Origin of the sequence: Bacillus sp. UNC438CL73TsuS30 (assembly GCF_000482325.1) — a bacterium.
Taxonomy (GTDB): domain Bacteria; phylum Bacillota; class Bacilli; order Bacillales; family Cytobacillaceae; genus Neobacillus.
On record NZ_KI535296.1, the window covers coordinates 138,854 to 151,866 of the forward strand.

10 protein-coding genes are annotated in these 13,013 nt (G+C 42.6%); 1 reads left to right on the plus strand and 9 read right to left on the minus strand.

The features are described from left to right. From M028_RS33430 to M028_RS0122415, 4 genes are all read right to left on the minus strand, one after another. A partial coding sequence (locus tag M028_RS33430; protein ID WP_197031458.1) for a hypothetical protein occupies positions 1–1,268 on the minus strand: 1,268 nt, incomplete at its 3' end. 142 nt (positions 1,269–1,410) lie between these two features. Further along, positions 1,411–2,295 carry a glycine betaine ABC transporter substrate-binding protein gene (locus M028_RS0122405; RefSeq protein ID WP_026575835.1) on the minus strand — a complete coding sequence of 295 codons (885 nt, stop codon included), beginning with the start codon at positions 2,293–2,295 and terminating at the stop codon, positions 1,411–1,413. 1 nt (position 2,296) lies between these two features. Continuing rightward, positions 2,297–3,148, minus strand: coding sequence for an ABC transporter permease (locus tag M028_RS0122410; RefSeq protein WP_026575836.1), 852 nt, complete (start codon positions 3,146–3,148; stop codon positions 2,297–2,299). Between the two features lie 3 nt (positions 3,149–3,151). After that, positions 3,152–4,399 (minus strand): quaternary amine ABC transporter ATP-binding protein, encoded by a 1,248-nt coding sequence (locus tag M028_RS0122415; protein WP_026575837.1) that lies wholly within the window; start codon positions 4,397–4,399, stop codon positions 3,152–3,154. Positions 4,400–4,646: 247 nt separating this feature from the next. Between M028_RS0122415 and M028_RS0122420 the strand changes: the two genes are divergently transcribed. After that, entirely contained in the window at positions 4,647–5,180 is a 534-nt protein-coding gene (locus tag M028_RS0122420) for a GbsR/MarR family transcriptional regulator (RefSeq protein WP_026575838.1), read from the plus strand. Positions 5,181–5,206: 26 nt separating this feature from the next. Here the strand turns inward: M028_RS0122420 and M028_RS31630 are convergent, their stop codons facing one another. From M028_RS31630 to M028_RS0122450, 5 genes are all read right to left on the minus strand, one after another. Next, on the minus strand, positions 5,207–5,959 hold the full coding sequence (locus M028_RS31630; protein WP_051591199.1) for an SH3 domain-containing protein: 753 nt from the start codon (positions 5,957–5,959) through the stop codon (positions 5,207–5,209). A gap of 197 nt (positions 5,960–6,156) precedes the next feature. Continuing rightward, complete coding sequence (locus tag M028_RS0122430; protein ID WP_026575839.1) at positions 6,157–8,184, minus strand: molybdopterin-dependent oxidoreductase; 2,028 nt, start codon at positions 8,182–8,184, stop codon at positions 6,157–6,159. Positions 8,185–8,448: 264 nt separating this feature from the next. Further along, positions 8,449–9,045, minus strand: coding sequence for a 3D domain-containing protein (locus tag M028_RS0122440; protein WP_026575840.1), 597 nt, complete (start codon positions 9,043–9,045; stop codon positions 8,449–8,451). Positions 9,046–9,273: 228 nt separating this feature from the next. Further along, positions 9,274–12,327 carry a S8 family serine peptidase gene (locus tag M028_RS31635; RefSeq protein ID WP_051591200.1) on the minus strand — a complete coding sequence of 1,018 codons (3,054 nt, stop codon included), beginning with the start codon at positions 12,325–12,327 and terminating at the stop codon, positions 9,274–9,276. A 187-nt stretch (positions 12,328–12,514) separates the two neighbouring features. Continuing rightward, positions 12,515–12,997, minus strand: a complete 483-nt coding sequence (locus M028_RS0122450; RefSeq protein WP_026575841.1) for a sigma-70 family RNA polymerase sigma factor — start codon at positions 12,995–12,997, stop codon at positions 12,515–12,517. Between the last annotated feature and the right edge of the window lie 16 nt (positions 12,998–13,013).

Sequence of the window (13,013 nt, forward strand, 5' to 3'; positions counted from 1 at the left end):
GCAGCGACTTCAGATTTGATTTCCTCTAAACCAAAGGAAGGATTAAAGATAGCACTTTCGATGGCAGCGACTTCAGATTTGATTTCCTCTAAACCAAAGGAAGGATTAAAGATAGCACTTTCGATGGCAGCGACTTCAGATTTAATTTCTTCCAAGCCGAACGATGGGTTGAAGATGGCACTTTCAATGGCGGCGACTTCAGATTTAATTTCCTCTAGACCGAAGGAAGGATTGAAGATAGCACTTTCAATGGCGGCGACTTCAGATTTAATTTCCTCTAGACCGAAGGAAGGATTGAAGATGGCACTTTCGATGGCAGCGACTTCAGACTTGATTTCCTCTAACCCAAAGGAAGGATTAAAGATAGCACTTTCGATAGCAGCGACTTCAGATTTGATTTCTTCCAAGCCAAAAGATGGGTTGAAAATGGCACTTTCAATGGCAGCGACTTCAGATTTAATTTCCTCTAATCCGAATGACGGATTGTTTAAGATACTCACAATCACGCCGAGTGAGAGATTGGAAACAATACTCTCGATGTTGGCCACTTCAGATTTGATTTCCTCTAGACCGAAGGAAGGATTGAAAATGGCACTTTCAATCGCGGCGACCTCGGATTTGATCTCTTGCAACCCGAAGGAAGGATTGTTTAAAATGCTGACAATCAAACCGGTTGAAAAATTCTGCAGAATACTTTCAATATTGGCCACTTCGGACTTGATTTCCTGTAACCCGAAAGAAGGATTGAAGATGGCACTTTCAATCGCAGCGACCTCGGATTTGATCTCTTGCAACCCAAAGGAAGGATTGTTTAAAATACTGACAATCAAACCGGTTGAAAAATTCTGAAGAATACTTTCAATGTTGGCAACCTCGGACTTGATTTCTTGTAACCCGAAGGAAGGATTGAAGATGGCACTTTCAATGGCCGCAACTTCGGATTTGATTTCTTGCAACCCAAAGGAAGGATTGTTTAAAATGCTGACAATCAAACCAGTTGAAAAATTTTGAAGAGTACTTTCAATCAGCCTTATTTCTGACTTAATCTCTTCCAAACCAAAAGAGGGATTCTGAAGCAAACTTTCAATCAATCTTATTTCCGATTTGATTTCTTTCAATCCAAACGATGGATTCTTAAGCAATTTTTCTATACATCTGATTTCACACTTAATTTCCTTAAGACCATGCTTTGGATTGTCGATTTCTTCCCAAATTTTTTCCAAAAGACGTAATATCTTGCGAAACTTATCTTTATCTTTAGGGCCCATTTTCCACGCTCCATTACAATAAAATTCAAGTTTATAATATGCAATTAAACGAAGATGGTATGGGATTTGTGATATTTTACCCTATTATTAAATATCGACAAAAAACGGGTGGTGACAGGCACCACCCGTTTTTTGTCGAATATTATTTCAAGTCCTCAATTGAATTAACATCCATATAGGCTGGAACTACTAGGCCGAGTTTTGTGCCGGCTAGGTTTTCGCCGAGGTCTTGGAATTTGTTTTTGTATTTTTTGTAGTAGTCAGCATGGGTGGATGGGAGCCAGGCTGCAACGGAGGCATCGAGGCTGCCATCGGCTATGCCGGTCCACATTGGTCCTGCTTCTACTTGTCTTAACGTAACTTTATAGCCCATGTCGGTTAAGACTTTCCCAAGGACATTGGTGCTGGCAATTTCGCTATCCCATGCAACATAGCCGAGCGTAATTTTATCACCGGATCCTTTCTTCGCACCCTTCGTCCATTCGGCTACCTTATCCGCATTATCCTTTACCCATTTAGCGGCAGCATCTTCTGGTTGGTCTCCATCTTCAATACCGTTCATCACGACATTCATATCATCGGGAGTCCAGTGGAATTGATCGATAACCTTAAAGGCTTCTGGTAAATCTCTTTCAAGGCCATTACGGGCAATCGTATGGATCGTTTCATCTTTCCCAAACGAACCTTTAGGATCCTCTAAGTATTTCAAATCAAATTTGGCAAACATCCAATGCGGAGTCCAGCCAGTAACAATAATCGGCTCCTTTTTGTCATAGGCTTTTTTCAAAGCGGCAGTCATTGCAGCGCTTGAACCTTCAACCAGCGTCCAATCATCTAACCCATAATCCTTGATTGCTTTGGCAGATGCCTTCATCAAACCGGCACCAGGGTCAATCCCGATGATTTTATAATCAACACTATCCCCGACTGTTTTTCCCTTGGCATCCGAACTTGTTTTATCTGATCCACATGCGGCAAGTCCCATGGTCAATAAAGCGGCGAGTAACATCAATATCCATTTTTTCATTTTAGGCAGTTCCCCCTTGTTTTTTGTTTTTTCCTATATTTTGCGTAATCCGGTCAAGAATGATGGCGATGACGACAATTGAAAGACCAGCTTCAAACCCTTTACCAATTTGAATCTGTGTTACGGCCCGGTACACATCGGCACCAAGACCTGGAGCTCCAACCATGGAAGCAATGACAACCATGGATAGCGCGAGCATAATACTTTGGTTAATCCCGGCCATGATCGTAGGCATGGCCAGCGGCAATTGTACTTTTAGCAAACGTTGTCCGGTTGTCGAGCCAAACGCCTCGGTGGCTTCAATAATATCGGCCGGAACCTGCTGGATGCCGAGAATCGTTAAGCGAATGGTCGGCGGCATCGCAAATATAACCGATGCGACAACCCCTGGAACAACACCAATATTAAAGAAGAAAATGGCTGGAATCAGGTAGACGAAGGCAGGCATTGTTTGCATAAAGTCCAAAACAGGTGTCACCGTTTGTTTGATTGCTTGGTTTTGTGAAGCCCAAATACCCATCGGTATGCCTAAAACAATCGAAATGATGACGGCTGTGAGTACAAGCGCCAAGGTTTGGAGCATTGGATCCCAATAGCCAAGATTGGCGATTAAAAATAAACCAACTAATGTAAAAAGTGCAATTCCCTTATTAGCGATTTTCCAAGCAAGCAGTGTTAATAGAATCATAAATATATAGGAAGGGATATAGCCGAATCCTGCGACTAAGCCATCGACAAATGATTCAAGGACTTCGGAAACTCCGTCAAAAGCCACTTCAAAAGCTGTCGTCAGCCAATTGACAAAAGCATCCACCCAATCGGCAATCGGGAGTTTTGGCAACCAATTTTCCATCGTTTATTCACCCCTACTTTCTTGAACGGCTGCGACTTCGGATTTTGCGGTTTCTAATTGATTAATTGTGTCATTGTTGCCCGCCAGCGCAGCAATGACGGCCCCTCTGACAAGAATCCCACTTAAGCGCTTGTTTTCGTCGACAACTGCTACCGGAATGGATGCAGTCGAGACTTTTTCAAATAAATCGGTTAATAAAGTATCGGGCGCAACAGTGGAAATATCCGTTTGTAAAATTTCCCGGACTAAGAGGCCATGTTCAAGCGCATTTTTTGCAACAGAGGCAGTGATCGCTCCGAGCAGAGTTTTCTTTTTATCGACGACATAAATACTCGAAATTCCTAGTTCCCTCATCATCTGTAGGGCAACTCTCGGACCTTTTTCAATCGAAATAGACTCAGCACGTTTCATGACATGACCGGCTGTCAATACTTTGGATAGGTCGACATCCTCTACGAATCTCTCAACATAGTCGTTTGATGGGTTGATGAGGATTTCCTCCGGTGTTCCAATTTGAACAATTGAACCATCCTTCATCAAGGCAATACGGTCACCGATTCGGAGCGCTTCGTCCAGATCGTGGGTAATAAACACAATTGTTTTTTTCATCTTAGACTGAAGTTCGAGCAGCTCATCCTGCATATCTTTGCGAATTAAGGGATCGAGTGCACTAAAGGCTTCATCCATCAAGAGAATATCGGCATCATTGGCAAGGGCACGTGCCAATCCAACCCGTTGCTGCATTCCGCCGCTCAGCTGTTTCGGGTACTGGTTTTCGTATCCTTCGAGCCCGACAAGCTTTAAAGCCTCCAGCGCCTTTTCTTTGCGGATTTCTTTTGCAACCCCCTGAACCTCCAGCCCGTATTCGGTATTTTCTAAAACCGTGCGGTGGGGGAGGAGTGCAAATTTTTGGAAGACCATACTGATTTTTTTTCGGCGTACGTTTCGAAGCTGTTCTTTGTTCATTTTTACAATGTCTTTCCCATCAATCAGGACTTCACCGGAGGTAGGCTCAATCAAGCGATTGATTAATCGCACCAATGTGGATTTGCCGCTTCCGGATAGACCCATGATGACAAAAATTTCGCCGGCTTCGACTTCGAAGTTGGCCTGGCTAACACCTACGGTTGCACCAGTTTTCTTTAAAATGCTTTGTTTAGTCTCTCCCTTTCTCAATAGCTGAAGAGCCGTTTTTGATTTTCCAAAAACTTTTGTGACATTACGAACTTGAATTTTATAGTTGTTACTCATAGTTCACCTCGATTTTTTCCAACTGACTATCTTATTGTAGATTATCTTGGATTTACTGGGCAATGTTGGTATTTGGTCAAATCCGTTCATAAAGAACGTACAGAAAAAACTTTACAAAGTGTATTCGTATTATTCTTACAATTCCTCTGAAATGCTCCTTAATGCTCCCTAACTAGCTCCTTTACTTTTCAATTTTTCATGATAATCTTATAAAGGACACGATTGTAAAGTGAGTGTGAATTGGATCATGGATGGAGAACAAAAGCTTGAGCATGCCCGTGAGCGGGTAATAGAGGCGATTTCTCAAAATATGAATTTATATGGTGTAACGGAATCTGTTGGACGTTTATATGGTGCTTTGTATTTTCAGGAGGGACCATTGACATTAGATGATATGAAGGAAGAGCTCGGGATGAGCAAAACGAGTATGAGCACATCTGTCCGAAGTCTTTTAGAGTTAAAAATGGTCGGGAAGGTATGGAAAAAAGGGGTCAGGAAGGATCTTTATCAAGCCGAATCGGATTGGTATCAAACCTTTATTGATTTTTTTACGATTAAGTGGAGGTCCGGGATCTCAATCAATGCTTCAGCGATGGAAAAATCACTTCGGGAGCTTCGGTTGCTTATAGAGGATGAAAGTGTTGAGGAGCTAACGAAAGAGAAGGCCCGGTTGGATATTGATAAACTTACTGATGCGCTTGAATACTATGACTGGCTGAACCGGTTAGTGGATAGTTTTGAGTCCGAGGAGATCTTTAATTTTATACCGAAGAAGAGATAGTGCTTTTACGTGAAAAAATCACCTGCCTAGTTGGCCGGTGATTTTTTCTTTAAACTTTTTAAAATCGTAACTGTTTTCCCGTTATTGGTCGCTTTCACAAGCCCGATGTTTTTGGCGAAATAGGTGATATAGCCGGAATCCTCTTTTACGATGATGCAATTTTTAAAGGTACCAGCCGGGGTTTTGACGGTTTTCGTAATGGAGGTAATCCTTGCCTTGCCTTCACCTTCGTAACCGACGTCCCAAGACTGCCCTACTTTTGCCGGGTATTTGATATCGATATAGTATTCGGAGTCAATATATCCCGTGTAAAGGCCTTTACTGTTTTCGCTAACAATGAACAGTTGTTTTCCAGACTCCTTGGAAGAATAGTACCATTTGTCCCAGATTTGGTTATACTTTTTCCCAGTGGGGATCAATTGGTAGGTTCCATCTTTTCTTGTATAGGTATAAATCTTGGTTTTGTCTATTAGATAGCTTGCACGTTTTGCAGCTGTGAATTTTAGATACTTCGTATAAACATAGGCTTTTTTTGATTTGTAACGGATTTCGGACCATTTTCCGTGGTTCATTTTAGAATAGACAGTGACCTTGGTGCCTTTTTTCAAGGTTCCTATTTTTTTAGCGTTGAGGCTAGGTTTTTCTCTTACATTTAATATACTTGCCATTACGGTCGCGGTCGACTTGGACTTAGTAACCGCCTGTGCAGGGATATTAAATGGAAGAAAGATGCCAACTAGTAGAGAAAGTAGAATCGTTAATTTCAACAAAGATTTCAAAGCCACCCCTCCATTTCCTTTATTACTATAATTGTAACGAACCTCGTAACAGAGAGTAACCTAATATAATAACAAATATTCAGACAATTTATTCATAGTATTTCCCGGAAAATTGTAGAAGATTGATGAGTTTTGGATTGGGGAGGTATGGTTCGACAAAATTCGGGTGGTGACAGGCACCGCCCGAATTTTGTCGATTAGATTTTTTCAACATTTACCCTACCGGAAAAGAAGGTGGCGCCGCCGCCCATGTCGGCGATTCGGTCGGGTGTTAGGGTGTTTACGAGTTGCCTGGTGCCTTGTTGGTCGGCCCAGAGGCCTTGGGTGACGAGGACTCCTGGGAGGACGTTTTCGCCGATGCTTACTTTTAGGACGCATTCGCCTCGGTGGTTCCAGATGCGGACCTGGGCACCGTCCACAATTCCTTCCTTAACTGCATCGCGAACATTCATATGCAGACGCGGTTCTTTTTCAAGTGTGGTGTGCTTCTGATTGTTTGAAAAAGTAGAGTTTAAGAAATTATGATTAGGTGCCGGAACAAAGGAATAGTCGAAATCCCCGTCCTCTTGTAAAGGTATAAAGGTTGGCAATGGGGGATGCCCATCTTCCTTCATCTTTTCTGAGTAAAGCTCAATTTTTCCGCTTGGGGTTGCAAGCTTTCCAGGGAAAAGTGGTTTCACCTTTGCTTTCAGATAATGATGTTCGGCCAGCCTCGCAAAATCAATGCCTTCCAAATAAGGATTTCTCGAATGATCCAATGCTTCGGCAATCATTTGCGCTTCCGATTGTTTAAACACAGGTTCATCAAAACCCATCGCTTCGGCCAGCAGCCGGAAAACTTCAATATTCGATTTTGCCTCGTAGTATGGCCCGATGACGGGCTGCTGAAGCTGGATATAGTGATGCCAGTAGGAGGTGTAAAAATCCGTATTTTCAAAGGATGATGTCGCTGGCAAAATGATATCAGCGTATTTCGCCGTATCGGTTAAAAATAAATCATGGACGACCGTAAATAAGTCTTCCCGGGCAAGGCCTTCGCGAACTTTATTGCCATTAGGCGCCACAACAGCCGGATTTGAACCGTACACATAAAGGGATTTCACAGGTGGGTCCAATGTCAGCAATGCTTCACCAAGAAGATTCATATTAATAACGCGGGTGTTTTTATTTTTTAATAAATCTGGGCGCTGTAATCGAAGCACATTATGTGACAAGTAGCCGCCATTTCCCTTAATAGCTCCGCCGCCTTTTACAAGCCATTGGCCGGTGAGTGCTGGTAAACATGCAACCGTTCGGACGAACATCCCGCCATTGTCATGGTGTTGCGGACCGTTTCCGATTCGAGTAAAAGAAGGTGAGGTTTTTCCGTACATTCGCGCCAGTTTATAGATATCCTCGGAAGAAACACCTGTGATTCTTGAAACAGTGTCCGGGTCATATTGGCGGACATGTTCGCGAAGTTCTTCGTATCCCACGGTGTATTTTTGTAAAAAGTCTTCGTTGACTAGATTTTCGGCAAATAAAATATGCATAATACCAAGGGCGAGGGCGCTGTCGGTTCCTGGTAAAATCGGAATAAACCAATCTGCTAATCTACCAGTCTGGTTTTTGTTAACGTCAATGACAACAATTTTCGCCCCGTTTTGTTTGCGGGCCTTTTGGGCAATCGCCACCTGATGCATATTGGTGCTGACGGCATTGATGCCCCAAAAAATAAAAAGTTTCGAATGGATGGTATCTTCAGGATCAATGCCGAAGCTGCCGCCCATCGTATATTTATAGCCGGCTGAACCCGCAGAGGAGCAGATGGATCGTTCGAGTTGGGATGCGCCCAGGCGATTGAAGAAGCGGCGGTCCATGCCTTCCGCGCTGAGATTTCCCATATTCCCATAAAAACTGTAGGGGAGGATGCTTTCCGGTCCATCGGTTTGGATCAGGTTTTTCCAATGGTCGGTTATCGTTTGGATTGCTTCATTCCAAGTGATCTGTTCAAACTGACCTTCTCCTTTTCGCCCCGTTCGTCTTAGCGGGTATTTCAAACGTTTCTCATCATTGATCCGGTAAGTCATATTCCTGACCTTATTACAAATATGGCCTTGAGTTACCGGATGATTAGGATCTCCCTCCACCTTAATAATTTTCCCGTTTTCCTTTTGTAAAAGAAGACCACATTGATCCGGACAATCAAGCGGGCAAACGGCCTTGAAAATACCGTTTTGGTTCATGACTGTACCTCCTTTTTTAGTTTTCACACCGTTTCACAAGGTGACAGGCACCGTTCGTGGACTTTTCGCCCGTTTTGTCCGTGTAGGGTGGACATGATGGAGTGAATACATTTTTTGGTTGTTGTTTTCATCATAAGTCAGTTTGGGATGTCTAGCAAGGTGGGAATAGGGGAAACTGATAGGGGCCTAGCCGACAAAAAAACCGCAACAAAAAAGTCCCAAGTGCACGATCTAACCTCAGCATTTGGGACTTTCATTTATATTCTATTTTAAGATTTTCACTTTAACTGTTTTTCTGCCCCATTGAATGGCTTTTTTATAAGTAGGCATGAAAACATCGATTTCTTTTCCTTTGATGGCGCTGCCTTTGTCGGCGGCAATCGCATAGCCGTAACCTTCAACATATACCTTTGAGCCTAGTGGAATCACTCTAGGGTCAACTGAAATCACTTTTAGATTCGGATTTTTCTTTAGATTAAGACCTGTGTAGGTTTTACCTGAGCAGCCTGCGCAATTAACCGTATAAGCAGAAGCGCTTACTGTAATGGTCTTTACTACTTTTTGTGACTTCTTAACGGTTACTTTGCTAGAAGACTTTTTAACTGTTTTACTAGTTTTTGCTTTTGTAACATTACTAGTAGCAGGCTTGATAATCTTTAATTTTTGGTTTGGATGAATGACATCTGATTTAAGATGGTTCCAATTTTTTAGATTGGTAATCGAAACATGGGTCGTTCTGGAAATCTTATAAAGGGAATCGCCTTTTTTAACAGTATATGTATTAGATGCTGCGGATGCTCCACTATTATGTGCTAGTAATAGAAATGCTGCAAGACTTATTGTCGTGAGGAATTTTTTCATAATTCAAACTCCTTTTCTTTGATACTAAAAATATACCATGGTAGTGTTACAGTTATATTTCAATCGTTTACTAGTTTAATGACATTTTTCTTAAAAAACGGCTTTTTATGACGAAAATGTGAAATGTTTACCTTATTCTGGGATTAAGTGGAGAATATTGGGGGTTTAGGGGTGGAATGTGAAAAAATCACATAGGTGTCAGGCACCTATGTGATTTTTTCGCAAATTTTATTTTACCTTTATTTTCGTAGCTGTGCTTACATTTTTGGCCTTATCTGTTGCTGTAACAGCAAGAACCGTTTTCTTCTTTTGTGCTTTTATTTTTACTTTAAATTTACCATGGGAGTCGGTCTTGGTTGTTCCAACCACTTTATGGCCAACTTTGACGACAATCATGGAACCCGCTTCTGCTGTACCGCTAAGATATTTCGTTGTGCTTTTTACAACGGTTTTCACCTTTGGGGCAGAAGGAGGTTTTTTATCTGTTATAGTCACTGGCACCGAGCGTGCATTTCCAGCAGCATCCTTAGCGGTCACTGACAGCCTAACACCGGCTTTTTGTGTGGAAATACCGACCTTAAAGTTTCCGTAAGAATCGGCCTTGCCATAGTATCTTTTCGAGCCTGCCACAACGGTAATGGATGCGCCTTTTTCCGTTGTGCCGCTAACCGTCTTCGACAGGTTTGAAACGGATTTAACCTTTAGCGAGGCAGGAGGGATTTTATCGGCTACCGTGATGGTTTTTACCGAACTTACATGTCCGACAGCATCCTTAGCGGTTACAGTTAGCTTCGTTCCAGCTTTTTGTACCGGGATGACCACCTTAAAGCTTCCGCTAGAATTGGCTACAGCCTTATAGCTTGTGGAAGCAATTACAACCGTAATCGTCGCTCCGGCCTCCGTTTTTCCGATTACTTCCTTAGTAAGGTTTGACACTGTGTTCGTAATCGTAATCGCAGGGACGGTGACATCAGCGACCTTCACGCTTACAACATCACTATCATCTCCAGCCGAAATAGATAAAACCGTACCTGCTTTTTGCACAGGAATCGCTACAGTAAAATGCCCATCCCTATCTGCGACTGCCGTATATTGCCGGTCGCCAATTTTAATTGTAACCGTTGCCCCCGGTTCAGTTGTTCCCGTGACCGAGTTAGATCTTTCAGTTACCTGACCAACTTTTGGTCTGAAGTAGGTTAGAGCCTTATAGGCATTCAGCTTTTTACCGCCTAAAATTTTTGTATTTAATGAACTCAAGTTGTCGCCGGATGCGAGAAGAATCTTTTTCAATTGCACTGCATCAAAGCTTGGATATTTTCCTGCCAATAGTGCGGCAACACCGGTCACATGAGGCGTGGCCATCGATGTTCCGTCAAAAAACTCATATGCATCACTGTAATTCGTTTCAGCAGGGAAAATCAGGTTGATTTTCGCCAAGTTCGGATTATTACTCGTAAAATAATCAGTGTAAGGAGCATATCCAAGCGGGTACTTTCCACCATCGTAAATCGTCCCAGGTACCCCAATAGAGGTTCTTGCCGCACCTTCCCCCGTAATTTGAAGGGAGAGGGTATTCGTTACAAAGCTGGAATCCTCATTTTGATACAATAAATCTTCACCGCTTAAAAGCAGTGACTTATTGCCTTTTTTCAAAAATTGATCGAGGGAAGAGAGATCATTATTGGTTAAAGTAGGATAGTGATTTCCCATCGCGTACCCTGAAAACCAAATAACCGAATCATAGCTGCTGAGGGTTGCCGCGTCAGGGCCGGACTCATCTGTTGACACTGTCACTTCTTTATAATTGGTTATCCCGGATTGTTGTAATAGATCCTCATAAGTTTTCAGGAAGCTCTGGTACCCATCGTCAGACTCATCATCCTGAACCAATAAAATTTTTGAATCCGGCGTAACTCCTAAATAATCAATTGCCTTTTTAAAAGCCACTGGACGGTCTGTGCTATTGAAATTTTCAAAACCAAAGCCATTCACAATCGCCTTATATTGATTAGCAGAATTATTAATCTGAGCAGAAACGCCAGCCTCTAATTTTTTCGGAACCGTACTTAGAATACTCACACCGGGCGCAGCAATATCCACACTCCGAGTCCCGTAGTTCGAAAAGTCTGCTAGTTTACCTGTGTTATCAATCGCTGCAACCGAAATAATATTTGGGCTGGTAAAGCTTGCCGGGTAATCAGGATTAGAGTCAATATTTTCCCCGTCATTACCCGCCGCCGTGACAAATAACATGTTTGAGCGTTCTATCGCATCCTTCAGGGCTTGGTCATAATCAGAACCGCCCCAGCTGTTATTGGAAATTTTTACGCCCATCTTCGCCGCGTAATCAATCGCTGAAATCGCATCTGCAGTCGAACCGCCATCAGGGCCAATGAACTTTAACGGCATAATTTTTACATTGGGGGCAATCCCTGTTACCCCAAGACCGTTATTACTTGATGCCGCAATCGTTCCCGCCACATGGGTCCCATGCTCATCGCCATCAGCCGCATCAAAAACGGAATTATCATGGTGAAGGAAATCCCAGCCATGCACATCATCTACATAGCCATTTCCGTCATCATCCTTGCCATTATCGGCAATTTCACCAGGATTCGTCCAAATATCCGCCTGCAAATCAGGATGGTTGATATCCACCCCCGTATCAATCACCGCGACCACAGTCTGACTAGGATTTGAGAGCTTACTAAACTCCTGCATCGCTTCCGGATAATCAATATCCATATCAGGGGACCCAATGTTGCCGGAAATCTTTTGTCCAGTATTGTGGAGGCCCCATAATTGATTAAACGACGGATCATTTGGGAGAGCAGAAGGTTTATATAAATAGTTGGGCTGAACATATTCAACAGATGGATCTGCCTCCAATTTTTCCATTTGGCTATCCATTGACGTGCCAGTTTGTACCTTCACAACCTCCGCATCAATCGCCTTTAGCCTTTTCAGCGATTTGAGCGAATGCTTTGTCCGAACCTTCGTGGACACCGTATTATTTTTATACTTAACAATCAGTTCACCAGGCACATACTTTTCTTGATTCTTTTTTGAAAAAGCTGCCCGTGCTGATTGCATTGCCAGTTTCTTTTTGCCAACAAGGTCTGAGTGTGAAATGGATTTTTCCAGCACCTTGTTGTCGTGTTTTTGTGTTAATGCATAGTTCTCATCTTTCTGCTCATTCCCCGCCGCAAATACTAGAGTCGAAGCCGAAGAAGAAAAAACTAGTAAACCAGAAAGAAGAGAGACTGCAATCTTTTTGTACACTCGACCAATACCCCTTTCGGTGCTAGGCACCTCCGAAATAACTAGAATTTTATTGAAAACAGTACTTTTTGTCTAACTACTATATATTACAATATTCATAGGGGGAATTGTATAAGTCTCGCTATCTGCCAAATTTTTTAATAAGAAAGGGAACGGCCCCGTCTGGACTCGTTCCCTTCCTTATTGTTTATTCAGCTATCCTCTCCCTCAACTTTTCGCGTGCTCCCGCACGCCAGCTTTTTACAGCTGACATGGAGACCTTTTCTTTAATGGCAATCTCTTTAATTGAAAGATCATATAGGGCAGTGTACAGTACCCATTTCCTTTGGTTGGGTGTTAAGGTGGTGCAAACGGATAGGATGGTTTCTGTCTCTAAAGGATAATCAATGACAATCCCTTCGGCAGTTTCCCAGAATTCTTCTTTGGGACAGACACAATTTTCTTCATACTTGTGTGCTTTAGTTAATTCTAATAGAAGGAACCCTCTAATATAGTTATAGGCGTAGGTGGTGAAGTTTCCTTTTTCGGGGTCAAAGCGATTGCTTGCCTCCCAAAGGGCAATCAGACCATGTTGATAGAATTCATCCCAATTTTTATAGATATGCAATGTGTGAATGATTTTATGGATCATCGGACTATACTGGACAACCAACTCTTCAAAGCTTTCCAAGGGAAATCCTTTCAGA

Bases quoted from the DNA above. Each gene is read 5' to 3' on its own strand.
- M028_RS0122405 (WP_026575835.1), bottom strand. From the start codon at position 2,295: ATGAAAAAATGGATATTGATGTTACTCGCCGCTTTATTGACCATGGGA.
- M028_RS0122410 (WP_026575836.1), bottom strand. From the start codon at position 3,148: ATGGAAAATTGGTTGCCAAAACTCCCGATTGCCGATTGGGTGGATGCT.
- M028_RS0122415 (WP_026575837.1), bottom strand. From the start codon at position 4,399: ATGAGTAACAACTATAAAATTCAAGTTCGTAATGTCACAAAAGTTTTT.
- M028_RS0122420 (WP_026575838.1), top strand. From the start codon at position 4,647: ATGGATGGAGAACAAAAGCTTGAGCATGCCCGTGAGCGGGTAATAGAG.
- M028_RS0122430 (WP_026575839.1), bottom strand. From the start codon at position 8,184: ATGAACCAAAACGGTATTTTCAAGGCCGTTTGCCCGCTTGATTGTCCG.
- M028_RS0122440 (WP_026575840.1), bottom strand. From the start codon at position 9,045: ATGAAAAAATTCCTCACGACAATAAGTCTTGCAGCATTTCTATTACTA.